The organism is Streptomyces griseofuscus (genome assembly GCF_014673495.1).
GTDB lineage: Bacteria > Actinomycetota > Actinomycetes > Streptomycetales > Streptomycetaceae > Streptomyces > Streptomyces murinus.
This window is the reverse complement of the sequence record NZ_CP051006.1, coordinates 1,333,367-1,356,368: the sequence shown is the minus strand read 5'-3', so window position 1 is coordinate 1,356,368 and position 23,002 is coordinate 1,333,367. Positions and strand designations below refer to the sequence as shown.

The window sequence follows — 23,002 nt, the reverse complement described above, 5'->3', positions numbered from 1 at the left end:
GCGGAACCAAGCGACTTCAACGGAGACGACTGTCATGACCGAGAGCACCACCATCCGCTGGGAGCAGGACGACACCGGTGTCGTGACCCTGGTCCTGGACGACCCGAACCAGTCCGCGAACACGATGAACCAGGCCTTCAAGGCCTCCATCGAGGCGATCGCGGACCGCGCCGTGGCCGAGAAGGACTCCATCCGGGGCATCATCTACACCTCCGCCAAGAAGACCTTCTTCGCGGGCGGCGACCTCAAGGAGATGATCCAGGCCGGCCCCGAGGACGCCCGGACCGTCTTCGACACCGCGACCGCGATCAAGAACGCGCTGCGCCGCATCGAGACCCTCGGCAAGCCGGTCGTCGCCGCCATCAACGGCGCGGCCCTGGGCGGCGGTTACGAGATCGCGCTCGCCTCCCACCACCGCATCGCGCTGGACGCCCCCGGCTCCAAGATCGGCCTGCCCGAGGTCACCCTCGGCCTGCTGCCCGCGGGCGGCGGCGTCACCCGTACCGTGCGCCTGATGGGCATCACCGACGCGCTGCTCAAGGTGCTGCTCCAGGGCACCCAGTACACCCCGCGGCGCGCCCAGGAGAACGGGCTGATCCACGAGGTGGCGCAGACGCCGGAGGAGATGCTGGCCAAGGCCCGCGCCTTCATCGACGAGCACCCAGAGTCCCAGCAGCCCTGGGACGTCCCCGGCTACCGGATCCCGGGCGGCACCCCCGCCAACCCGAAGTTCGCCGCCAACCTGCCCGCCTTCCCGGCCAACCTCCGCAAGCAGACGAACGGCGCGCCCTACCCGGCGCCGCGCAACATCATGGCCGCGGCGGTCGAGGGCTCCCAGGTCGACTTCGAGAACGCGAGCACCATCGAGACCCGCTACTTCACCGAGCTGGTCACCGGGCAGACCGCGAAGAACATGATCCAGGCGTTCTTCTTCGACCTCCAGGCGGTCAACTCCGGCGCCAACCGGCCCAAGGGCATCGAGTCCCGCGAGGTCCGCAAGGTGGCCGTGCTCGGCGCCGGCATGATGGGCGCGGGCATCGCCTACTCGTGCGCCCGCGCGGGCATCGAGGTCGTCCTCAAGGACGTCTCCCTGGAAGCCGCGCTCAAGGGCAAGAACTACTCCGAGAAGCTGTGCGCCAAGGCCGTGTCCCGGGGCCGTACCACCCAGGAGAAGGCGGACGCGCTGCTCGCCCGGATCACGCCCACCGGGGACGCCGCCGATGTCGCCGGCTGCGACGCGGTGATCGAGGCCGTCTTCGAGGACACCGCGCTCAAGCACAAGGTGTTCCAGGAGATCGAGTCCGTACTCGCGCCCGACGCGCTGCTGTGCTCCAACACCTCCACCCTGCCGATCACCACCCTCGCCGAGGGCGTCGAGCGCCAGGGCGACTTCATCGGCCTGCACTTCTTCTCGCCGGTCGACAAGATGCCGCTGGTCGAGATCATCAAGGGCGAGCGCACCGGCGACGAGGCCCTCGCCCGCGCCTTCGACCTGGTCCGGCAGATCAACAAGACGCCGATCGTCGTCAACGACTCGCGCGGCTTCTTCACCTCCCGGGTGATCGGCCAGTTCATCAACGAGGGCGTGGCCATGGTCGGCGAGGGCATCGAGCCCGCCTCCATCGAGCAGGCCGCCGCCCAGGCCGGCTACCCGGCCAAGGTGCTCTCCCTGATGGACGAGCTGACCCTCACCCTGCCGCGCAAGATCCGCAATGAGACGAAGCGGGCCGTCGAGGAGGCCGGCGGCACCTGGAGCGCGCACCCGGCCGACGGCGTCATCGACCGCATGGTCGACGAGTTCGAGCGCCCCGGCCGCAGCGGCGGCGCCGGCTTCTACGACTACGCGGAGGACGGCAAGCGCGCCGGGCTCTGGCCGGGCCTGCGCGAGCACTTCACCAAGGCCGGGTACGAGATCCCGTTCAAGGACATGCAGGAGCGGATGCTCTTCTCCGAGGCGCTGGACACCGTGCGCCTGGTGGAGGAGGGCGTGCTGACCTCGGTGGCCGACGCCAACATCGGCTCCATCCTCGGCATCGGCTTCCCGGCCTGGACCGGCGGCGTGCTCCAGTACATCAACGGCTACGAGGGCGGCCTGCCCGGCTTTGTGGCCCGTGCCCGGGAACTCGCCGGGACCTACGGCGAGCGGTTCGAGCCGCCGGCGCTGCTGGTGGAGAAGGCGGACAAGGGCGAGCCCTTCGCGGACTCAGCCGCCTGACGGTCCCTCTCCGCTGAGCAGCTCGCTCAGCTCTTCGCGCAGCGAACGCTGGAACGTGGTCAGCAGCGCCTGCACCACCAGCGGGTGGATGTGCGCGGACAGGTCCCGCACGTCGCGGGTGTCCCGCTCGGCTACCTCGCCGCGGAAGAGCCGGGCGAGCTCACGGGCCGCGGCGCGCGAGTGCTCCATGAGCACCTCGCGCGCCGCGAGGACCGTGCCCTGCGACAGCGGCACGTCCAGCAGTTCGAGGCCGAGCCGCAGCAGCCCGGTGTCGACCCGGAAGCCGTCCTCCGCGCCGCCCGTGCCCTCGGTGTCGCCCGCGTCCCCGGTGACCAGGACCCCGGCCGCCGCGAGCCGCTCCAGCTCCTCGTCGGCCAGCACCCGTCCCGCCCGCCGGTCCAGCTCGGCGCGCGAGAGGGTCTCCACGGAGTCCGGTGCCCAGGAGGCGACCACGGCCCTGTGGATGGCCAGGTCGTAGGCGGACAGATCGGACGGCAGCTGTCCCAGGTACCGCTCGATCGCCGCCAGCGTCATCCCCTGCCGCTGCAACTCCTCGATCAGCGCCAGCCGCGCCAGATGCCTCGCCCCGTACCGCCCCACCCGCCGCGGCCCGATCACCGGCGGCGGCAGCAGCCCCTTGCTCCCGTAGAAGCGCACGGTCCGCACCGTCACCCCTGCCCGTGCGGCCAGCTCGTCGACGGTCAGGCTCATCTCCCCGGCATCGGTCGTCATGTGCAGCAGTATCGCTGTCACACCACTGCTGTGAAACCCGTCGGAGCGACGCGCGCCCGGCGCGTACGCACCGTGGTGAACATCATGTGGACACTGGGAAGATCATGTGAGAAGCAACGCTCTGTGATCTGGGCCACCGCGTAATGCCCGGCGTGTCTGGGAAGCTGCTGGCTTGGTCTGTGCCGCGACCCATCGGGTGGTGCGGGCCAAGCCCTGCACGACCCCCGGGCCCAGGCCCGGGCGCACCAGGAAGTGGTACCACCCGTGAGCAAGGACGCCGTGGAATCGGCACAGGCCGCCCCGACCCGGGCGGCGCAGACGCCCGCCGACGCGGGCGACGCCGGCTACAGCAAGGACCTCAAGGCCCGCCACGTCAACATGATCGCCATCGGCGGCGCCATCGGAACCGGACTGTTCCTCGGCGCCGGAGGGCGCCTGCACAACGCGGGCCCAGCGCTCGCCCTGGCCTACCTGGTCTGCGGCATCTTCGCCTTCTTCGTCGTGCGCGCCCTGGGCGAGCTGGTCCTGTACCGGCCCTCCTCCGGGTCCTTCGTGTCGTACGCGCGTGAGTTCCTCGGCGAGAAGGGCGCCTACGTCGCCGGCTGGATGTACTTCCTGAACTGGTCGACCACCGGTATCGCGGACATCACCGCGATCGCGCTCTACACGCACTACTGGAGCTTCTTCACGCCCATCCCGCAGTGGGTGCTGGCGCTGATCGCGCTCGCCGTGGTCCTCACCGTGAACCTGATCTCGGTGAAGATCTTCGGTGAGATGGAGTTCTGGTTCGCGATCATCAAGGTCGCCACCCTGGTGGGCTTCATGCTCATCGGCATCTTCCTGCTGGCCACCCAGCACCATGTCGACGGCTACACGCCGGGCCTGAGCCTGATCAGCGACCACGGCGGGATCTTCCCGCACGGCATGATGCCGGTCGTCCTCGTGATGCAGGGCGTGATCTTCGCGTACGCGGCCCTGGAGCTGGTCGGCGTCGCCGCCGGCGAGACCGAGGAGCCGGAGAAGGTCGTCCCGCGCGCGGTGAACTCGATCATGTGGCGCGTGGGCCTGTTCTACGTCGGCTCGGTCGTCCTGCTCGCGCTGCTGCTGCCCGGCTCGGTGTACTCCGCCGACCAGAGCCCGTTCGTGACCGTCCTGTCCAAGATCGGCATCCCCGCGGCCGGCGACGTGATGAACCTCGTGGTCCTCACCGCCGCCATGTCCTCGCTGAACTCCGGCCTGTACTCCACCGGCCGCATCCTGCGCTCCATGGCGATGTCGGGCTCCGCGCCCAAGTTCACCCGGGTGATGAGCCGCAGCCAGGTGCCCTACGGCGGCATCCTGCTGACCTGCGGCATCTGCGTCCTCGGCGTCGGCCTGAACTACCTCGTGCCCAGCCAGGCCTTCGAGATCGTGCTGAACGTCGCCTCGCTCGGGATCATCAGCACCTGGGTGATCATCATGATCTGCCACGCGATCTTCGTCCGCCGCGCCCGCGCGGGCCTGGTGACCCGGCCGCACTTCCAGCTGAAGTTCTCCCCGGCCACCGAGATCGCCACGATCGTCTTCCTGCTGGTCTGCCTCGGCTTGATGTGGGACGACCACGAGGTCGGCCGCAAGACCCTGCTGCTCATCCCGGTGATCGCCATCATGCTCGTCGCGGGCTGGTTCGGCGTCCGGCGCCGGGTGAACGCGGGCACCGACCAGCAGCCGGTCGAGCCGGCGAAGTAGCGGACCTGCGCCACTGTCAGTGGCGGCCCTTACGGTGGCGTCATGCCGGAGATCGCATTCGTCCGGGGTGACGCCACCGCTCCGTCGGGCAAGGGCCCGAAGATCATCGCCCATGTCTGCAATGACCTGGGCGGCTGGGGCAAGGGCTTCGTCCTCGCCCTCTCCCGCCGCTGGCCGGAGCCGGAGCGCGCCTACCGCGCCTGGCACCGCGACCGCGCGCACAACGACTTCGGGCTGGGCGCGGTCCAGCTCGTCCAGGTCGACCCGCGCACCTGGGTGGCCAACATGGTCGGCCAGCGCGGCACCAGGACCGGCAGCAAGGGCGTTCCGGTGCGCTACGAGGCGATCGACACCGCCCTCACCGGCCTCGCCGCCCATGCCCTCGCCCTCGGCGCCTCCGTACACATGCCCCGCATAGGCTGCGGCCTGGCCGGCGGCAAATGGTCCCGCGTCGAGCCGCTCGTCACCGAGCGGCTGACCGGACGGGGGATAGCGGTCACGGTGTACGACCACGGGGACTGAACCGGCGCCCTCGCGATCAGGGGGTACGGCCGCGGGGGACCGGCCGGGAACCGCATCCGCGCGCCCCGCCCGCAGGGATTTCGCGACGACCCGCTCGGCCGGGAGCGCCGCCCCCGGCGCGGCCCGCCCCGCCCCGCCCTCCCGCCCCACCACGCGCACGCGCTGAGCCGGGAGGGAGACACGGATCGGGCCGCCCCGGTGCGCTGGATCAGCGGTTGGGGCCGCCGTGCGCCGCCTCGACGGCCTTCCAGGACTTCGGCTGCGCGAGGGGCGTGCCGGCGGCCGCGAACCCGCGCGCAGCCGACGCCGCCGGCTTCACCGGCTGGTACAGCCAGGCGTCGAAGAGTCCCGCGAGGGGTTTGCCGGAGATCTGCTCGGCGTACTTCTCGAAGTCGGCCACCGACGCGTTGCCGTATGCGTGCGCCTTCGGCCAGCCCTTCAGGATGCGGAAGAAGGCGTGGTCGCCCACCCTGTCGCGCAGCGCCTGGATCGCGGCCGCGCCCCGGTCGTAGACGGCGTCGTCGAACTGGTCGTCCGGACCGGGGTCGCCGGGCGCGACCTTCCAGAACGGGTCGTCGGCCGGGTGCGCGGAGTACACCTGGTCGGCGAGCTGCCGCGTGGTGCCCTGGCCCTCGTGCTCCGACCACAGCCACTGCGCGTACGTCGCGAAGCCCTCGTTGAGCCAGATGTCCTTCCAGCCCTTCAGCGACACGTCGTCGCCGTACCACTGGTGGGCCAGCTCGTGCACGACCACCGAGGGGTTGGCGCCCTTCGCGAACTGCTTGGGGCTGTAGTAGACGCGGGTCTGGGTCTCCAGCGCGTACCCGGTGGTCGTGTTCGGGACATAACCACCGGCCGTGGCGAACGGATACGGCCCGAAATAGTTGCTCAGCCAGTCGACGATCTCCCCGGTGCGCTCCACACTCGCCCGCGCCGCCGCGTCATTGGCGCCCAGGTCCGTGCTGTACGCGTTGATCACCGGCACCCCGCGCCCGGACCGGCTCGTGGTGATGTCGAATCTGCCGAGCGCGAGCGTGGCCAGATACGTCGCCTGCGGCCTGTCCTGCCGCCAGGAGTACTCGGTCCAGCCCCGCTTCGAGGAGACCGAGCGCAGCGCGCCGTTGGAGATCGCCTGGGTGCCCTTCGGCACGCTGACCGAGACGTCGTACGTCGCCTTGTCGCTCGGATGGTCGTTGCTCGGGAACCACCACCACGCCGACTCGGGCTCGTCCGCCGCGACCGCGCCGTCCGGGGTGCGGTGCCAGGTGGTGAAGCCGTAGGCGCTCTTCGTGGACGGCACCCCGCTGTAACGGACCTCCACCGTGATCGGGGTGCCCTTCGCCAGCGGCCGCTTCGGCGTGATCACCAGTTCATGCTGCTCGGCATGGGTGAAGGACGCCTTGACGCCGTTGACCCGCACCTCGCTCACGTCGAGCAGGAAGTCCAGGTCGAAGCTGGACAGATCCTGGGTGGTCCGCGCCTTGATCGTCGCGGTGCCCTGCAACTCGTCGGTCTTCGGCTGGTAGCGCAGCCGCAGACCGTAGTGCGAGACGTCGTAGCCGCCGTTGCCGTAGTACGGGTAGTAGGGGTCGCCGATGCCCGGCGCGCCGGGGGAGTAGCTCGCGGCCGATGCCGGGATCGCCAGCAGGAGGGAGGCCGCCGCCAGTGCGCCCGGCGCGATGATTCTGCGGTGCACGTCAGCTCCAAGTCGTGGGGACTGCGGGTGCTTTCACGGGACTGTCCGGAGCCTATTCACCCCCTGTGCCCCTTGCCCTGTCCATGACCCCTGCTGTCACACGATCGCCATTCGGCCGCAATCAGCCACCCGGGTGCCGTAACGCACTCTTCTGTACGGCAGTTGACGGGACTATCGTCCGCGCATGCCGAAGAGCACATCTGTCCGAGCGCCCCTGCGCACGCGCCTCACCCTCTGGAGAGCGCTCGCGACGGCCGCCGTCGCCGCCCTGCTGGCCACCTTCCTCACCCCGGCCGCCGCCCAGGCCGCACCGCCCCGCGAGAGCGCCCCCGTCTACTCCTACGCCCACGCCGTCCGCGAGTCCGTGTGGGTGGACACCGGCCTCGACGAGGACGGCGACGGCAGGCACGACCGCGTCGCCGCCGACATCGTCCGCCCCGCCGAACCGGCCCGCGAGGGCCGCAAGGTGCCGGTCATCATGGACGCCAGCCCGTACTACTCCTGCTGCGGACGCGGCAACGAGAACCAGGTCAAGACGTACGACGCGAGCGGCCATGTCGTCCAGATGCCGCTGTTCTACGACAACTACTTCGTGCCCCGCGGCTACGCCTTCGTCGGCGTCGACCTGGCCGGCACCGACCGCTCCGACGGCTGCGTGGACGTCGGCGGCCGCTCCGACGTGCAGTCCGCGAAGGCCGTGATCGACTGGCTCAACGGCCGCGCCACCGCCTACACCAGCCGCACCGGGACCCACACCGTCAAGGCCACCTGGACCAACGGCAGAACCGGCATGATCGGCAAGAGCTGGGACGGCACCATCGCCAACGGCGTCGCCGCCACCGGCGTCAAGGGCCTGAAGACCATCGTGCCGATCAGCGCCATCTCCTCCTGGTACGACTACTACTTCGCCCAGGGCGCCCCGCTCTACGACGGCGGCCCCGCCGACCTCGCCGGATACGTCCAGAGCGACGCGGCCGCGGCCCACTGCGCGGCCGAGCAGAAGAAACTCACCGACGGCAGCCCGCGCAGCGGCGACTGGACCCCGCTGTGGACCGAGCGGGACTACGTCAAGGACGCGGCCAAGGTGCGCGCCAGCGTGTTCGTGGCCCAGGGCATGCAGGACCTCAACGTCCGCACCAAGCACTTCGGCCAGTGGTGGGACGCCCTCGCGAAGAACGGTGTGAAGCGCAAGCTGTGGCTGTCCCAGACCGGCCATGTCGACCCCTTCGACTACCGGCGCGGCGCCTGGGTCGACACCCTGCACCGCTGGTTCGACCATGAACTCCTCGGCTACGACAACGGCATCGACCGCGAGCCGGTGGCCGACATCGAACGCCACCCCGACCAGTGGGTCACCTCCGCCACCTGGCCGCCCGCCGGCACCCGCGCCACCACCGTGCACCCCGCCCCCGGCGCCACGCCCGGCGTCGGCACCCTCGGCCTGCACCGCGCCACCGGCACCGAGACGTTCACCGACGACCCCAAGCTCGGCGAGACCGACTGGGCGGCCCATCTCACCACGTCCGCACCCGAGAAGACCGGCTTCCTCACCGCGCCCCTCACCCAGGACCTGCGCCTGTCCGGCATGTCACAGGTGACGGTCACCGCGACCCCGACCACTGCCTCGGCCCATCTCTCCGCCGTGCTCGTCGACGTCGGCCCGGACACCATCCGCGACTACTCCGACGAGGCCGAGGGCATCACCACCCTGAAGAACCGCACCTGCTGGGGCGCGAGCACGGCCGGTGACAGCGCCTGCTATCTGGAGACCGCCGCGAAGACGGCCGACGTCGACTACACGGTCTTCAGCCGCGGCTGGGCCGACCTCGGCCACTACGCCTCGCCGGCCAAGGGCGTCCCCCTCACCCCGGGCAGGTCCTACACGATGACCCTCACCCTGGCCGCCACCGACCATGTCGTCCCCAAGGGCCACCGCCTCGCCCTGATCGTCGCGGGCACCGACCGCGACCTCATCGACCCGCCGTCCACGAGGCCGACGGTGACGGTTCAACTGGGCGGCACCTCGGCCCAGTTGCCCCTGGTGGGCGGCGCGCAGGCCTTCACCCGCGCGACATCCGGCACGACGGCGAAAGCCCCGGCACCGAAGCGGCTGAAGGGCCTGAGCAGCCCGCGCAGGCCCAGCCGCATCCCGGGTGACTGAGAACTGACGGTCGCGCGGTTTCCCCAGAGGCGCGGGGAACTGCGCGACCAGCCGGCCACGACCCGCAGCCGTACGACCGCTGCGAGCCCCCGGCGAAACGCTTACGCGTCCGGTTCCAGAACCAACCCGGCGACCTCCCGCGCACACCCCCACGCCACCGTCACACCCGCACCGCCATGGCCGTACGAATGCACCACCACCCGGCCCCCGTCCAGCACCTCCCGCTCCAGCCGCACCGCGTCCCGGTACGGCCGCAACCCCACCTTGTGGGCCAGCACCCGCGCCCCCGCGATCTCCGGCCGCACCCGCGCGCACCGGGCGACGATCTCCGCCGCCGTGCCCGGGTCCGGCTCCAGCGACCAGTCGTCCTCCTGCGCCGTACCGCCGAGGATCAGCCCGTACGGCTGCGGGATGAAGTACGCGGCGACCGGCGAGGAATGGTCGACGGACGTGTAGTACGTGTCGATCCCGGGATTCTCCACCAGCACCAACTGCCCCCGCACCGGGCGCACCGTGCCGTCCCCGGCCAGCGAACGCGCCCCGAGCCCCGCGCAGTTGACCACCACGGGTGCGGGCACCTCGGCGAGATCGGCCACCTCGCGCAGCACCACCGTGCCACCGGCCCGCACCAGCCGCTCCCGCAGCCACCCCAGATGCGTCGGCATGTCGATCACCGGCAGCCGCGCCGCCAGCCCGTCCGGCACCGCGCGCAGCCCCGGCACCCGGGCCGCCCAGTCGCCCAGCTCCGCCAGGCGCGCCCCCTGATGGACGCCGTCGACCAGCCGTACACCCGTTTGCCCGGGATCCGCCGCCAGCTCCTCGTAGACGGCGAGGGTCTCCAGCGCCCAGGCGCCGACCAGCCGCTCCGGCTCGATGCGGTACGGCCACCACAGGCCGCCGGCGACCGCCGAGGTGGTCTGCTCGGCGGGCTCCCGGGTCCACACGCTCACCCGGCGCCCGGCCTCGGCCAGCACCACGGCCGTGGTGAGGCCGACGACCCCGCCGCCGACCACGATCACTTCGCCGTCCGTCTCACGGTCCACGCTGCTCACGCTGTTCACGTGTGGACCATAGGCCCTGCCCCGCCGTCCCCGTCAGAGCCCGGCACACATCGGCTGACGTGGGGATACTCACAGGAGACGGGGCGGCCGGAATCGGCCGGGGCGGTGGGCCCACTAGGATCGGCGTCCTGATGACTGCCACCCTCGTCGCCAAGAATCTCGCCGCCGGGCACGGCGACCGCTCGCTCTTCTCCGGGCTCGACCTCGTCGTGGCGCCCGGCGATGTGATCGGGCTGGTCGGCGCCAACGGCGCGGGCAAGTCCACGCTGCTGCGGATGCTCGCCGGACTGCTCACGCCCGAGCAGGGCGAACTGCGCCTGTCCCCGCCCACCGCCACCGTCGGCCATCTGCCGCAGGAGCCCGAGCGCAGGCCGGGGGAGACGATCCGGGAGTTCCTGGCCCGCCGCACCGGCGTCGCGAAGGCGCAGCGGCTCATGGACGAGGCCACCCAGGCACTGGTCGACGGCGCGCCCGGCGCGGACGACGCCTACGCCGTGAGCCTGGAACGCTGGCTCGACCTCGGCGGCGCCGACCTGGACGAGCGCGCGGAGGAGGTGGCCGACTCCCTCGGCCTCGCCGTCGACCTGGACCAGCCGATGACCTCGCTCTCCGGCGGCCAGGCTGCCCGCGCCGGACTCGCCTCCCTGCTGCTCTCCCGCTACGACGTCTTCCTGCTGGACGAGCCCACCAACGACCTCGACCTCGACGGCCTGGAACGCCTGGAGCGGTTCGTCACCGGACTGCGCGCGGGCACCGTCGTCGTCAGCCACGACCGCGAGTTCCTCACCCGCACCGTCACCAAGGTCCTCGAACTCGACCTGGCGCAGGGGCAGATCAACCTCTACGGCGGCGGCTACGAGGCCTATCTGGAGGAGCGCGCGACGGGCCGGCGGCACGCCCGCGAGGAGTACGACGAGTTCGCCGACAAGAAGGCCACCCTCCTGGACCGGGCCCAGATGCAGCGGTCCTGGATGGACAAGGGCATCAAGAACGCCCGGCGCAAGGCGGGCAACGACAACGACAAGATCGGCCGCAAGTTCCGCAGCGAGGCCAGCGAGAAGCAGGCCGCCAAGGCCCGGCAGACCCAGCGCATGATCGAGCGCCTCGATGTGGTCGAGGAGCCGCGCAAGGAGTGGGAGCTGCGGATGGAGATCGCCGCCGCCCCGCGCTCCGGCGCCGTGGTGGCGACGCTGCGGGACGCCGAGATCCGGCGCGGCGACTTCGCCTTCGGGCCGGTCACCCTCCAGATCGACTGGGCCGACCGGGTCGCGGTCACCGGGGCCAACGGCGCCGGCAAGTCGACCCTGCTGGCCGCCCTGCTCGGCCGGCTCCCGCTGGACTGCGGGCACGCGGCCCTCGGCTCGGGCGTGCTGGTCGGCGAGGTCGACCAGGCCCGGGGCCTGTTCCACGGCCCCGAGACGCTGCTGGACGCCTTCTGCGCGGCCGTCCCCGACACCGAACCGGCGGAGGTCCGCACCCTGCTCGCCAAGTTCGGCCTCAAGGCGGACCATGTGCTGCGCCCGGCCGCGACCCTCTCCCCGGGCGAACGCACCCGCGCCGCCCTCGCCCTGCTCCAGGGCCGGGGTGTCAACCTGCTGGTCCTGGACGAGCCCACCAACCATCTCGACCTGCCCGCCATCGAGCAGCTGGAGTCCGCCCTGGACGCCTACACGGGCACCCTCCTGCTGGTCACCCATGACCGCCGGATGCTCGACGCGGTCCGGGTGAGCAGGCGCTGGGAGGTCGCGGCGGGCAAGGTGACCGAGCACTGACGGGACCGGGCCCCGGGGGTACGGCGTCCCCGGGGCCCGGCGGTCATGGCGTCAGGTCGGATCAGGAGTGCAGCACCTTCCAGGAGCCGGTGCCGGTGCCGCGGTCGCTGTAGGGGCTGGTGGAGACGCCGTACTTGGCGCCCCCGCCCTGGGAGGAACGGCCGTTGGTGTCGAGGAAGCCGCCGTTGGCGGAGCCGTAGTCGTTGAGCAGATGCACGATGTCGTCGGTGCGGATGTGCCCGTCGTTCGGCGAGGACCGCACGCCGAAGATGTGCCACTTGCCGGTGCCGGGGCCCCGGTCCTTGGTGGTGGTGGCGGAGACCTTGTACTTGGCGCCCGACTGGTCGGAGACGCCGTTGGTGTCCAGGTACGTGTGGTGGCTGCCGTACTGGTTGATCAGGTAGACGACGTCACCGCTGATCACCCGGGCGCCGGTGGCCTTGCCGGTGGCGGAGACGACCCGCCACTCCGAGGTGGCCGGGCCGCGGCTGTTGGGCCGGTCGTTGGTGCTCACGTTGTAGGTGGCACCCGGCTGGCTGGAGACCCCGTTGGTGTCGAGGTAGCCGCCGTCACCGCCGTACTGGTTCTGGAGCAGGATGACGGTGCCGTAGGTCAGCTCACCCTGGGCCGCGGCGCCGGTGGCCGCCGTCGGAGCGGCGAACGAGGCCGCCGCGGCGGCCACGGCGGCGGCGGCCGTGCATGCCGCCAGGCGCTGCTTGGTGGTGCGGAACACAGAGTCCTCCCCATCGCTTCGCGTGCACGGTCACGTGCACAGAAGCGAGTGTGGAGGGGGCGGGTGGGCGCTGTGCCCGCTTCGTGCGTTTCCTTGCGCCAAACCCCTCGATACGGGGAAAAGTCTGGTTCGGCCGGTATCCCCTGGTGCGGAGGACATGCAGAGGGGCCGGAGCCGTAGCGGCTCCGGCCCCTTCGACGGTCGGCGGGTCAGCGCTGCTTCGGGTTCAGCAGACCCGCGCGGCGCAGCGCGTCCGCCATGGCGCTGTTCGCGGGGGCCGGCGCCTGCCGTCCGCCCCGTTCACCGCCACCACGGCCCTGCCGCTGCCCCTGGCCCTGGCCGCCTTGGCCTTGTCCTTGGCCCTGCCCCTGGCCGCCCTGCCGCTGCTGGGGCGGGCGGGCGCCGCGCTGGCGCCTGCCGCCGCCGGAGCGGTCCGCCGGAGCCGCCTCGTCGTCCAGGCGCAGGGTCAGCCCGATCCGCTTGCGCGGGATGTCCACCTCCAGGACCTTCACCTTGACGATGTCGCCCGGCTTCACCACGTCCCGCGGGTCCTTGACGAACGTCTTGGACATCGCCGACACATGGACCAGGCCGTCCTGGTGGACGCCGATGTCCACGAACGCGCCGAAGGCCGCCACGTTCGTCACCACACCCTCCAGCACCATCCCGGCGGACAGGTCGGAGATCTTCTCCACGCCCTCCTTGAAGGTGGCCGTCTTGAAGGCCGGACGCGGGTCGCGGCCCGGCTTCTCCAGCTCCTTGAGGATGTCCGAGACGGTCGGCAGACCGAAGGTGTCGTCCACGAAGTCGGCGGGCCGCAGCGAGCGCAGCACGCCCGTGTTGCCGATGAGGGAGGCCACCTCCTGGCCCGAGGTCTTCACCATGCGCCGCACCACGGGGTACGACTCCGGGTGCACGCTGGAGGCGTCCAGCGGGTCGGTGCCGCCGCGGATGCGCAGGAAGCCCGCGCACTGCTCGTACGCCTTCGGGCCGAGCCGCGCCACCTTCTTCAGCTCCGAGCGGGAGGTGAAGGGGCCGTTCTCGTCCCGGTGCGCCACGATGTTCTCCGCCAGCCCGGCCGAGACGCCCGACACCCGGGCGAGCAGCGGCACGGACGCGGTGTTGACGTCCACGCCGACGCCGTTCACACAGTCCTCGACCACCGCGTCCAGCGAGCGGGAGAGCTTCACCTCGGACAGGTCGTGCTGGTACTGGCCGACGCCGATGGACTTCGGGTCGATCTTCACCAGCTCGGCCAGCGGGTCCTGGAGGCGCCGGGCGATGGAGACCGCGCCGCGCAGCGACACATCCATCCCGGGCAGCTCCTGGGAGGCGTACGCGGAGGCCGAGTACACCGAGGCGCCGGCCTCCGAGACCATCACCTTGGTGAGGTTCAACTCGGGGTGCCTGGCGATGAGTTCGGCGGCGAGCTTGTCGGTCTCGCGGGAGGCGGTGCCATTGCCGATCGCGACCAGTTCGACCGCGTGCTCCTTCGCGAGCCGGGCCAGCTTGGCGAGCGCCTCGTCCCACTTGTTGGCCGGGACGTGCGGGTGGATCACATCCGTGGCGACGACCTTGCCGGTGGCGTCGACCACGGCGACCTTCACACCGGTGCGGAAACCGGGGTCCAGGCCCAGCGTGGCGCGGGTACCGGCCGGTGCGGCGAGCAGCAGGTCGCGCAGGTTCGCCGCGAACACGTTCACCGCCTCGTCCTCGGCGGCCGTGCGCAGCCGCAGCCGCAGGTCGATGCCGAGATGCACCAGGATGCGGGTGCGCCAGGCCCAGCGGACGGTGTCCGTCAGCCACTTGTCGCCCGGCCGGCCGCGTTCGGCGATGCCGAAGCGGTGGGCGACGATGCCCTCGTACGAGGAGGGTCCGTCGGTCGCCTCCTCGGGCTCCAGGACGAGGTCGAGCACCTCCTCCTTCTCGCCGCGCAGCATCGCCAGGATGCGGTGCGAGGGCAGGTCGGTGAACGGCTCGGCGAACTCGAAGTAGTCGGCGAACTTGGCGCCCGCCTCCTCCTTGCCCTCCCGCACCTTCGCGGCCAGCCGCCCGCGCACCCACATGCGTTCGCGCAGCTCGCCGATCAGGTCGGCGTCCTCGGAGAACCGCTCGGTGAGGATCGCCCGCGCGCCCTCCAGGGCCGCCCCCGGATCGGCGACGCCCTTGTCCGGGTCCACGAACGCGGCGGCCGCCGACAGCGGTTCCACCGACGGATCGCCCAGCAGGCCATCGGCCAGCGGCTCCAGGCCCGCCTCACGCGCGATCTGCGCCTTCGTGCGCCGCTTCGGCTTGTACGGGAGGTAGATGTCCTCCAGGCGCGCCTTGGTCTCGGCGCCGCGGATCCGGGCCGCCAACTCCTCGGTGAGCTTGCCCTGCTCGCGCACCGACTCCAGGATCGCGGTCCGCCGCTCCTCCAGCTCCCGCAGATAGCGCAGCCGCTCCTCGAGCGTGCGCAACTGCGCGTCGTCGAGCATCTCGGTCGCTTCCTTGCGGTAGCGGGCGATGAAGGGCACGGTCGAACCGCCGTCGAGCAGTTCGACCGCGGCCTTCACCTGCCGCTCCCGTACGCCGAGTTCCTCGGCGATCCTGCCTTCGATGGATCCTGCTTCGATGGACCCGGGTGTCGTCACGATCCCGTACCGCCTTCTCCACTGAGGTTGCGCGGCAATTGTGGCAGGTGACACCGACAACCGTGGATCAGGGCGCCTTACGGCGGGGCGCCGTGCCCGTCGCGGGACCCCGTCACCGTGCGCATGCCGCGTGCATGCTCCCGATGGCAGAAAAGGTGGGAAATTCGTCATTGCGGTCATCCGTCCGGGCCCGAAGAATCGGGGGCATGCCGCAGCGCACCCTTCTCTTCGTGGTCTTCGACGGGGTCCAGAGCCTGGACGTCACCGGACCCCTCGAAGTGTTCGCCGGTGCCGAGGTGCACACCCCCGGCACGTACCGGATCCGCACGGCGTCCCTGGACGGCGCCCCGGTGCGCACCTCCAGCGGACTGACGCTCGTCCCGGACGAAGCACTGACCGGGGCGCGCGCCGCGGCGGCGGACCCGCACACCCTGCTGGTCCCCGGCGGCGAGGGCACCCAGGCCCCCGACCCGCGGCTGGTCGACTGGCTGCGCGCCCACGGCCCGCGCGCCGAGCGGCTGGTCTCGGTGTGCACCGGCGCCTTTCTGCTCGCCGCCGCGGGGCTGCTCGACGGCCGCCGGGCCACCACCCACTGGGCCTACTGCGAGCAGCTCGCGCAGGACCGTCCGGCCGTGCGCGTGGAGCCCGAGCCCATCTACGTCCGCGACGGCCGCATCGCCACCTCGGCGGGCGTGACCTCGGGCATCGATCTCGCGCTCGCGCTGGTGGAGGAGGACCTGGACCGGGATGTCGCGCTCTGCCTCGCCCGGCATCTCGTGGTCTTCCTGCGCCGCCCCGGCAACCAGGCCCAGTTCAGCGTCCAGTTGGCCGCCCAGACCGCCCTGCGCGAGCCGCTGCGGGACGTGCAGCGGTGGATCACCGAGCACCCGGACACCGACCTGAGCGTCGACGCCCTGGCCGCCCGCGCCGCGCTCTCCCCCCGCCACTTCGCCCGCGCCTTCCGCGACGAGACCGGTGTGACCCCCGGCCGCTATGTCGACCGGGTCCGTCTGGAACACGCCCGGCGGCTGCTGGAGGACACCCCCGACGGCGTCGAGGAGATCTCCCGGGCCAGCGGCTACGGCACCCCCGAGGCCATGCGCCGCGCCTTCCTCAAGGCGTTCGGCACGGCCCCGGCGGAGTACCGGCGCCGCTTCCGCCCCGCCGCCGTCGACTGAGGACCACCGTCGTCAACCGAACCGAAAGGATCAGCCGTGCAGATCGCCGTCGTCGTCTACGACCGCTTCACCGCCCTCGATGTCGTGGGGCCCTACGAGATCCTCAGCCGGCTCCCGGACGCGCACCTCACCTTCGTCGCCGAGCGGGCCGGAGCAGTCCGCACCGAGACCGGCTTCCTCGCCCTCACCGCTGACCGCGCCCTGCACGAACTCCCGGACCCGGACATCGTCGTCGTCTCCGGCGGCCCCGGCACCCTGGCCCAGCTGGAGAACCCCGTACTGCTCGACTGGCTGCGCGCCGCCGACACGACGAGCACCTGGACGACCTCGGTGTGCTCGGGCTCGCTGCTGCTCGCCGCCGCCGGGCTGCTGGAGGGCCGCCGCGCCACCAGCCACTGGACCGTGCTGCCGATGCTGGAGAAGTACGGCGCCCGGCCCACCGGCGAGCGGGTGGTGACCGAGGGCAAGTACGTCACCGCGGCCGGGGTCTCCTCCGGCATCGACATGGCGCTCACCCTGGTCGGCCGGATCGCGGGCGACGAACACGCCCAGGCTGTCCAGCTGTTGACCGAGTACGACCCGCAGCCGCCCTACGACGCCGGGTCCCCGGAGAAGGCGCCCGCCCATCTGGTCGAGGAGTTGCGGGCGGGCGGTCGTTTCGATCTGTCGTAACCGCGAAGGGGCGCCGCGCACGCGCCGGGGCCGGGCAGGAGAGGTCCTGCCCGGCCCCGGCGAGCCCCGATGCCGACGGCGACTCGTGGATCGGATCAGTGCCAGCGGTGCCCGCGGCGGTCGTGGTCGCCGAAGCGGCCGTCCCAGCCGTGCCGGTGGCCGCCCTGCCGGCCGTCGCCGCGGTGGTCCCCGCCGCGGCGGTGGTCGTGGCCCCAGCGGCCACCGGGGTACGGGAAGTGCCGCGTGTCGGTGGTGACGGCGTGGTGCGGACGGGCGGTCGGCCGACCCGCGGCGGCGGCCGGCAGGGCGGCCGCGCCCACGAGGGCGGCGGCCAGGACTCCGGCGGCGGTCAGTCTGCGGACAGAGGCGAGAACGGACACGAGGTCCCCCTTCACAAGGGTGTGGTGCGCGTGGCGACCGGTCGGCCGCACGCCCACACCCTGCGACCCGCACCCTGGCCGCCGCGGGGGACACGCGGGCGCCATTACGGATATGAGGGACTTCTGTAACGGTCGCCTGTAGCAACCATTTATGCCCTGAATGCGCCCTCTTCCTGCGGTTTCGCGCCCCTGCGCGCCCCCGCGCTCACCCGAAAGTGAGTAACAGGGCGTGCGCCGGTCGGACGGCCCCGGCCCCGCGTGTCCGCAGGCTGTCCGCACGGGCGCCTTACGCGGGCGGGGTCCAGGTGAAGTGTGGGGAGCGGCGTTCCAGGAAGGCGGCCACGCCCTCCGCGGTGTCCTCGGCGGTGCGGGCCTGCTCCGTCCAGTGGGCGTCCCGGTCCTCGCGGCCGTTCGCGAACTCCTTGGCGGCGGCCTGGGTGAGCCCCGAGCGGGAGACCAGCGTCCGCGTCAACTCGGCGACCCGCTTGTCGAGTTCGCCCTCGGGCAGCACCTCGTCCACGAGGCCGGTGCGCAGCGCGCGCCCGGTGTCGATCAACTCGGCCGTGAACAACAGGTACTTGGCGGAGGCCGGGCCCACCAGCGACACCAGTCGGCGGGTCGAGGAGGAGGGGTAGACGATGCCCAGCCGTGCCGGGGTCACCCCGAACAGGGCGCCCTCCTCGGCCAGTCGGAGATCACAGGCCGCCGCGAGCTGCACCCCGCCGCCCACGCAGTACCCGCGCACCGCGGCCACCGTCGGCTTCGGGAACGCGGCCAGCGCCTCCTCCGCCGCCACCGCGAGCCCCTGCGCCGGATGGGCCGACCCCCGCAGCGTGGAGATGTCCGCGCCCGCGCAGAAGGTCGCGCCCTCGCCGGTCAGCACCAGCGCCCGTACTCCGTGATCGCGCGCGAGTTCCGCGAGCAGCGGCGGCAGCGCCCGCCACATCTCGGCCGTCATGGCGTTGCGCTTGGCCGGATTGCCGATCACGACCGTGGCGACGGAGTCGGTGACCTGGTGGGACAGCTGGGGCTCCATGCGCCGGATGCTATCCGCCCGCCCCTGGAGTTACGAGACCGCCCCCGAGGGGGACATAAAAGGTGAATGTCCGCAAAGAGGAATCAGCGGAGTCGGCCGATTCCCGAGGAGGTGGCGATGGCCAGGGCGCGCAAGCCCAAGGACAGGGCGACATCGATGCGCCAGGGGTTCGGCCTGCTCGCGGTGCTCGGCGTGATCCTCGTCCTCGCCGGACTCGTCGGGCTCGTCTACACCGGGGTCGCCACGCTCACCTCGATGCTGCTGTTCGGCTGGCTGCTGCTGATCGGCGGGATCGTCGGACTGCTGCACGCGATCCAGGCCCGCGGCACCAACTACTTCTGGCTCGGCGTGATCGTGGCCGCCCTGAACATCGCGGCCGGCGTGGTCGTCATCCGGGTGCCGCACGCGGCCGCCGCCGCGCTCACCATGTTCGCCGCGCTGCTGTTCCTGTCCGCCGGCCTCTTCCGGATGGTCGGCAGCATGGTGGTCCGCGGTCCCCAGTTCGGCTGGACCCTGCTGCTCGGCGTCTTCGACCTGCTGCTCGGCATCCTGGTCCTCGCCCACTGGCCCAGCAGCAGCCAGTACGTCATCGGCGCCTTCTTCTCGCTCGCGCTGCTCTTCGACGGCCTCGGCCTGATCGCCACCGGCTACGGCGGCCGCCGGATCGTCGGCCTCGTCAGCGAGCAGTGAGAGGAATGAAAACAGTCCGACACGTGACGTTGTCATAAGCAGTCGGTCAGAAAGCGCTCGATACCCTGCGACTTCTGGTCAGATGTCCGGGGCGGAGGCGGTCGTTACCAACACTCGACGCGTGGTGACAATCGAGCGCGAGGGTGGCGACCGGACGATGGACAACCACGGGCGCGGGGACGGCCCGCGCCCAGCGGGGGACGCTGAGCGTGCGCCCCACCCACTGCCGTACGAAGGTGTCTGGCGGTTCACCGCGGCCGCGGTGGACGCCTCGGTCCCGCAGGCCCGGCACGCGGTGCGGGACCTGCTGCTGCGCCAGGGCGTACCGATCTCCGAGGAGCTGGTGCAGGGCCTGCTGCTGATCGTCTCCGAGCTGGTCACGAACGCCGTGAAGCACGCGGCGCTGCTCTCGCCCATGGTGGCCGTGGAGGTCGCGGTCGGCGCGGAGTGGGTGCGGGTGTCCGTGGAGGACAACCACCCCTACCGCCCGACGGCCCTGGAGGCCGATCACGGCCGGACCGGCGGACGGGGGCTGCTCCTGGTACGCGAGGTGGCCCGGGAGGCGGGCGGGGTGGTCGACGTGGAGCACACCGCGAGCGGCGGCAAGGTGATCTGGGCCGCCCTGCCGCTCAAGCCCGCGTATCCCTGAGGTTCAGGACGCCTCGCGGGGCGTCACCAGCCCGCGGCCGGGCCGGTCAGTTCCCGGACCGCGGGGCGGGCCGCGTCCAGCACCGTCATGAACCAGGCCGAGAACGTGTCCCGGGCATGACGCTCGGCCAGCTCCTGCGCGGTCACAAAGGCGGTCTCGGCGACCTCCTCCGGATCCGGCGTGAGCGGCGTCTGCACCAGGCCGACGAACAGGTGGTTGAACTCCTGCTCCACCAGGCCCGAGGCCGGGTCCGGGTGGTTGTAGCGCACGGTGCCCGCCTCGGCCAGCAGCGAGGGGGACACGCCCAGCTCCTCGTACGTACGCCGGGCGGCGGCCGCGAACGGCGCCTCACCGGGGTAGGGGTGGCCGCAGCAGGTGTTGGACCACACGCCGGGGGAGTGGTACTTGCCGAGCGCCCGCTGCTGGAGCAGCAGCCGGCCCTGCTCGTCGAAGAGGAACACCGAGAACGCGCGGTGCAGCTGCCCCGGCGCTTGATGGGCCGCGAGCTTCTCCGCGGTGCCGATGGTCACGCCCTTCTCGTCGACGAGTTCCAGCAAGATCGCCTGTGCGGCGTCGTTCGTCGAGCTGTGAGTCTCGGTGGCAGGTGTGATCGGCATACCCATCCTTCGCCTCGGTCTTCGCCCCCCAAGTCTGCCGTACGAATCCGGCACTCCCGGCACTTCCCGGCACACCCGCATGTCAGAGCGTGCGACGGCGCCGGAAGGGGGACCCGGTAGATCATCGTGCCCGCAGGCCGCGGGAGGGAACCGCCCCGGTGCTATCGAACGGATGAATGGCTTCCGTGTCGGGTACGGCGGCGGACCGCCGGTGGTACGGCGGCGGTCCGCGGGCGGTTCAGTGGCAGAGCCGCGCCTCGTGCTCCGCGTGTCCGCCCGGCTCCAGCTGGAAGGTGCAGTGCTCGACGTCGAAGTGCGTGCCGATGCAGCCCTGGAGCTCGTGCAGCATCTTCTCGTGCCCGATGGCGTTGAGCACCTCCGAACTGACCACCACGTGCGCGGACAGCACCGGCATGCCCGAGGTGATCGTCCAGGCGTGCAGATCATGGACGTCCTCCACGCCGTCCAGCGCCAGGATGTGCGCCCGGACCTCCGCCATGTCGACGTCCTTGGGCGCCGCCTCCAGGAGCACGTCCAGCGTCTCCCGCAGCAGCTTCAGGGTCCGCGGCACGATCATCAGCCCGATGACGAGCGAGGCGATCGGGTCGGCGGCCTTGAAGCCGGTGAGCAGGATCACGGCGGCCGAGATCATCACCGCGACCGAGCCCAGGGCGTCGGCGGCGACCTCCAGGAAGGCACCGCGCACGTTCAGGCTCTCCTGCTGGCCGCGCATCAGCAGGGTCAGCGAGATGGAGTTCGCCACCAGGCCGATCGCGCCGAACACGATCATCAGACCGCCATGGGTGTCCGCGGGGGCGACGAATCGCTGCACCGCCTCGTACAGGACATAGCCGCCGACACCGAGCAGCAGCATGCAGTTGGCCAGCGCGGCGAGGATCTCGGCGCGGGCGTAGCCGAACGTGCGGTTGGCGCTCGCCGGGCGGTTGGCGAAGTGGATCGCCAGCAGCGCCATGCCGAGGCCCACGGCGTCGGTCGCCATGTGCGCGGCGTCCGCGATCAGCGCGAGGGAGTCCGCGAGCAGTCCGCCGGCGATCTCCACCACCATGATCGTCAGCGTGATGCAGAGGGCGATCCGCAGCCTGCCGCGGTAGGCGGCCGCGGCCGTGCCCGTGGGTGGCGCATGGGTGTGCGCATGCCCGTGATCGTGCCCAGCCCCCATGGCGGAACCGTCCTTCCGTGGTCGTCCGGAGGCCCAGTGAACTACGGGCGGGGGGTATGGGGCAACGCGGTACTGAACACCGTTGTCATGTGCCCTGACCTGCGGAAACGATCCGCTGGTCAGGGCGGTGCGGGCTACTTCCCGTGATGCAGCCGCCAGCCCTCCCAGGCCGAGGCGACCATCTCGTGGACATCGCGGCGGGCGCGCCAGCCCAGTTCCCGGGCGGCGCGTTCGGCCGAGGCGACCGCGCGGGGCGCGTCGCCGGGCCTGCGCGGCTCCACGACCGGCTCCCGGCGGTCTCCCGAGACCTCCCCGATGACCGTGATCAGCTCCCGGACCGAGACGCCCTCGCCGCGGCCGATGTTCAGCGTGAGATCGTCGGCCGGGGCGTCCCCGGCGAGACGGCGCGCCGCCGCGAGGTGGGCCTCGGCGAGGTCGGCCACATGGATGTAGTCCCGCACACAGGTGCCGTCCGGCGTCGGGTAGTCGTCGCCGAAGATCCGCGGGGCCTCGCCACGGGTGAGCCGGTCGAAGACCATCGGCACGATGTTGAACACACCGGTGTCCGCGAGCTCCGGCGCGGCGGCGCCCGCCACGTTGAAGTAGCGCAGGCACACGGTGGAGATCCCGTACGCCCGCCCGGCCGCCCGGACCAGCCACTCGCCCGCCAGCTTGGTCTCCCCGTAGGGGTTGACCGGCGCGCAGGGGGTGTCCTCGGTGATCAGGTCCACGTCCGGGTTGCCGTACACCGCCGCGGAGGAGGAGAACAGCAGCCGGTGGACGCCCGCCGCCGCCATGGCGTCCAGGAGGGTGGCGAGGCCGCCGACGTTCTCCTGGTAGTAGCGGGTGGGCTCGGCGACGGACTCGGCTACCTGCTTGCGGGCGGCGAGGTGGACGACGCCGGTGACGCCGTGCTCCGTGAGGACCTCCCGCAGCCGGGGGCCGTCCAGGGTGGAGCCGGTGACGAGCGGGACGTCGGAGGGGAGCCGTGCGGGTACGGCGGCGGAGAGGTCGTCCAGTACGACGACCTTCTCGCCGGCGCCGGCCATGGCGCGTGCCACATGCGCCCCGATGTATCCGGCACCGCCGGTGATCAGCCAGGTCATGTTTCCTCACCCTATGCTCCGCGGGGGATCGCGCACCGGCGCCGGCCGGGCGGGCCGTAGCCCTCGGCGACCGGGCGCACACCCCTCGTCGACCCGCGTGTCCCGGATGCCCGCATCTGCGGCCGCGGTTTGTGGGGCGGGGGCGGGATCACCCATGATGATCGCGGCGAAGGGCGGGGCCCCGGACGCGGGACGGGTCGTGAACGGCCGGTGAACACGGGCTTCGGTTCATCCGATACCC

19 protein-coding genes are annotated in these 23,002 nt (G+C 71.7%); 9 read left to right on the top strand and 10 right to left on the bottom strand.

Annotated elements, in window-relative coordinates:
• Positions 1-34 precede the first annotated feature (34 nt).
• A complete protein-coding gene (locus HEP81_RS05950) occupies positions 35-2,215 on the top strand; it encodes a 3-hydroxyacyl-CoA dehydrogenase NAD-binding domain-containing protein (protein WP_037659626.1) in 2,181 nt (726 codons plus the stop codon).
• Here HEP81_RS05950 and HEP81_RS05945 read toward each other — a convergent pair.
• On the bottom strand, positions 2,204-2,947 hold the full coding sequence (locus HEP81_RS05945) for a MerR family transcriptional regulator (protein WP_037659625.1): 744 nt from the start codon (positions 2,945-2,947) through the stop codon (positions 2,204-2,206). The two genes, HEP81_RS05950 and HEP81_RS05945, sit on opposite strands and share 12 nt — an antisense overlap.
• A gap of 264 nt (positions 2,948-3,211) precedes the next feature.
• Here HEP81_RS05945 and HEP81_RS05940 point away from each other — a divergent pair, with 264 nt between their 5' ends.
• Positions 3,212-4,675: an amino acid permease gene (locus HEP81_RS05940; protein ID WP_037659624.1), complete on the top strand. Its 1,464-nt coding sequence runs from the start codon at positions 3,212-3,214 to the stop codon at positions 4,673-4,675.
• Between the two features lie 42 nt (positions 4,676-4,717).
• Positions 4,718-5,197 (top strand): macro domain-containing protein, encoded by a 480-nt coding sequence (locus tag HEP81_RS05935; protein ID WP_037659622.1) that lies wholly within the window; start codon positions 4,718-4,720, stop codon positions 5,195-5,197.
• A gap of 208 nt (positions 5,198-5,405) precedes the next feature.
• Here the strand turns inward: HEP81_RS05935 and HEP81_RS05930 are convergent, their stop codons facing one another.
• Positions 5,406-6,893: a M1 family metallopeptidase gene (locus HEP81_RS05930; protein WP_037659620.1), complete on the bottom strand. Its 1,488-nt coding sequence runs from the start codon at positions 6,891-6,893 to the stop codon at positions 5,406-5,408.
• 184 nt (positions 6,894-7,077) lie between these two features.
• Here HEP81_RS05930 and HEP81_RS05925 point away from each other — a divergent pair, with 184 nt between their 5' ends.
• Positions 7,078-9,054 carry a Xaa-Pro dipeptidyl-peptidase gene (locus tag HEP81_RS05925; protein ID WP_037659619.1) on the top strand — a complete coding sequence of 659 codons (1,977 nt, stop codon included), beginning with the start codon at positions 7,078-7,080 and terminating at the stop codon, positions 9,052-9,054.
• A 101-nt stretch (positions 9,055-9,155) separates the two neighbouring features.
• Here HEP81_RS05925 and HEP81_RS05920 read toward each other — a convergent pair whose 3' ends face one another.
• Positions 9,156-10,073: an FAD-dependent oxidoreductase gene (locus tag HEP81_RS05920; protein WP_037659717.1), complete on the bottom strand. Its 918-nt coding sequence runs from the start codon at positions 10,071-10,073 to the stop codon at positions 9,156-9,158.
• Between the two features lie 173 nt (positions 10,074-10,246).
• On the opposite strand from HEP81_RS05920, the gene HEP81_RS05915 reads away from it, so the two are divergent.
• Positions 10,247-11,887, top strand: a complete 1,641-nt coding sequence (locus HEP81_RS05915; RefSeq protein ID WP_037659617.1) for an ABC-F family ATP-binding cassette domain-containing protein — start codon at positions 10,247-10,249, stop codon at positions 11,885-11,887.
• Positions 11,888-11,948: 61 nt separating this feature from the next.
• Here HEP81_RS05915 and HEP81_RS05910 read toward each other — a convergent pair whose 3' ends face one another.
• Entirely contained in the window at positions 11,949-12,620 is a 672-nt protein-coding gene (locus tag HEP81_RS05910; protein ID WP_239695686.1) for a hypothetical protein, read from the bottom strand.
• A gap of 209 nt (positions 12,621-12,829) precedes the next feature.
• The gene (locus HEP81_RS05905) at positions 12,830-15,253 is read right to left on the bottom strand and encodes a Tex family protein (RefSeq protein WP_037659615.1); all 2,424 of its coding nucleotides are present in this window, start codon (positions 15,251-15,253) and stop codon (positions 12,830-12,832) included.
• A gap of 206 nt (positions 15,254-15,459) precedes the next feature.
• On the opposite strand from HEP81_RS05905, the gene HEP81_RS05900 reads away from it, so the two are divergent.
• Both HEP81_RS05900 and HEP81_RS05895 read left to right on the top strand, forming a co-directional pair.
• Positions 15,460-16,431: a GlxA family transcriptional regulator gene (locus HEP81_RS05900; RefSeq protein WP_037659614.1), complete on the top strand. Its 972-nt coding sequence runs from the start codon at positions 15,460-15,462 to the stop codon at positions 16,429-16,431.
• A 36-nt stretch (positions 16,432-16,467) separates the two neighbouring features.
• A complete protein-coding gene (locus tag HEP81_RS05895; protein ID WP_037659612.1) occupies positions 16,468-17,103 on the top strand; it encodes a DJ-1/PfpI family protein in 636 nt (211 codons plus the stop codon).
• 95 nt (positions 17,104-17,198) lie between these two features.
• Here HEP81_RS05895 and HEP81_RS05890 read toward each other — a convergent pair whose 3' ends face one another.
• Together HEP81_RS05890 and HEP81_RS05885 are read right to left on the bottom strand one after the other, a co-directional pair.
• Positions 17,199-17,483 (bottom strand): hypothetical protein, encoded by a 285-nt coding sequence (locus tag HEP81_RS05890; RefSeq protein WP_157854519.1) that lies wholly within the window; start codon positions 17,481-17,483, stop codon positions 17,199-17,201.
• 286 nt (positions 17,484-17,769) lie between these two features.
• Complete coding sequence (locus HEP81_RS05885) at positions 17,770-18,519, bottom strand: enoyl-CoA hydratase/isomerase family protein (protein WP_037659608.1); 750 nt, start codon at positions 18,517-18,519, stop codon at positions 17,770-17,772.
• A gap of 117 nt (positions 18,520-18,636) precedes the next feature.
• Here HEP81_RS05885 and HEP81_RS05880 point away from each other — a divergent pair, with 117 nt between their 5' ends.
• Together HEP81_RS05880 and HEP81_RS05875 are read left to right on the top strand one after the other, a co-directional pair.
• Complete coding sequence (locus tag HEP81_RS05880) at positions 18,637-19,209, top strand: HdeD family acid-resistance protein (protein ID WP_037659606.1); 573 nt, start codon at positions 18,637-18,639, stop codon at positions 19,207-19,209.
• Positions 19,210-19,366: 157 nt separating this feature from the next.
• Positions 19,367-19,858, top strand: a complete 492-nt coding sequence (locus tag HEP81_RS05875) for an ATP-binding protein (protein WP_037659713.1) — start codon at positions 19,367-19,369, stop codon at positions 19,856-19,858.
• 23 nt (positions 19,859-19,881) lie between these two features.
• Here the strand turns inward: HEP81_RS05875 and idi are convergent, their stop codons facing one another.
• The 3 genes from idi to galE form a co-directional block, all read right to left on the bottom strand.
• A complete protein-coding gene (gene idi / locus HEP81_RS05870) occupies positions 19,882-20,475 on the bottom strand; it encodes an isopentenyl-diphosphate Delta-isomerase (protein ID WP_037659604.1) in 594 nt (197 codons plus the stop codon).
• Between the two features lie 238 nt (positions 20,476-20,713).
• Positions 20,714-21,655 carry a cation diffusion facilitator family transporter gene (locus HEP81_RS05865; protein ID WP_037659603.1) on the bottom strand — a complete coding sequence of 314 codons (942 nt, stop codon included), beginning with the start codon at positions 21,653-21,655 and terminating at the stop codon, positions 20,714-20,716.
• 134 nt (positions 21,656-21,789) lie between these two features.
• Positions 21,790-22,761, bottom strand: coding sequence for a UDP-glucose 4-epimerase GalE (gene galE / locus HEP81_RS05860; RefSeq protein ID WP_037659602.1), 972 nt, complete (start codon positions 22,759-22,761; stop codon positions 21,790-21,792).
• Between the last annotated feature and the right edge of the window lie 241 nt (positions 22,762-23,002).

What these genes read in the sequence shown, in the direction of transcription:
- HEP81_RS05950 (WP_037659626.1), top strand. Translation starts at nt 35, where the DNA reads ATGACCGAGAGCACCACCATCCGCTGGGAGCAGGACGACACCGGTGTC.
- HEP81_RS05945 (WP_037659625.1), bottom strand. Translation starts at nt 2,947, where the DNA reads ATGACGACCGATGCCGGGGAGATGAGCCTGACCGTCGACGAGCTGGCC.
- HEP81_RS05935 (WP_037659622.1), top strand. Translation starts at nt 4,718, where the DNA reads ATGCCGGAGATCGCATTCGTCCGGGGTGACGCCACCGCTCCGTCGGGC.
- HEP81_RS05925 (WP_037659619.1), top strand. Translation starts at nt 7,078, where the DNA reads ATGCCGAAGAGCACATCTGTCCGAGCGCCCCTGCGCACGCGCCTCACC.
- HEP81_RS05915 (WP_037659617.1), top strand. Translation starts at nt 10,247, where the DNA reads ATGACTGCCACCCTCGTCGCCAAGAATCTCGCCGCCGGGCACGGCGAC.
- HEP81_RS05900 (WP_037659614.1), top strand. Translation starts at nt 15,460, where the DNA reads ATGCCGCAGCGCACCCTTCTCTTCGTGGTCTTCGACGGGGTCCAGAGC.
- HEP81_RS05885 (WP_037659608.1), bottom strand. Translation starts at nt 18,519, where the DNA reads ATGGAGCCCCAGCTGTCCCACCAGGTCACCGACTCCGTCGCCACGGTC.
- HEP81_RS05880 (WP_037659606.1), top strand. Translation starts at nt 18,637, where the DNA reads ATGGCCAGGGCGCGCAAGCCCAAGGACAGGGCGACATCGATGCGCCAG.
- HEP81_RS05875 (WP_037659713.1), top strand. Translation starts at nt 19,367, where the DNA reads ATGGACAACCACGGGCGCGGGGACGGCCCGCGCCCAGCGGGGGACGCT.
- idi (WP_037659604.1), bottom strand. Translation starts at nt 20,475, where the DNA reads ATGCCGATCACACCTGCCACCGAGACTCACAGCTCGACGAACGACGCC.
- HEP81_RS05865 (WP_037659603.1), bottom strand. Translation starts at nt 21,655, where the DNA reads ATGGGGGCTGGGCACGATCACGGGCATGCGCACACCCATGCGCCACCC.
- galE (WP_037659602.1), bottom strand. Translation starts at nt 22,761, where the DNA reads ATGACCTGGCTGATCACCGGCGGTGCCGGATACATCGGGGCGCATGTG.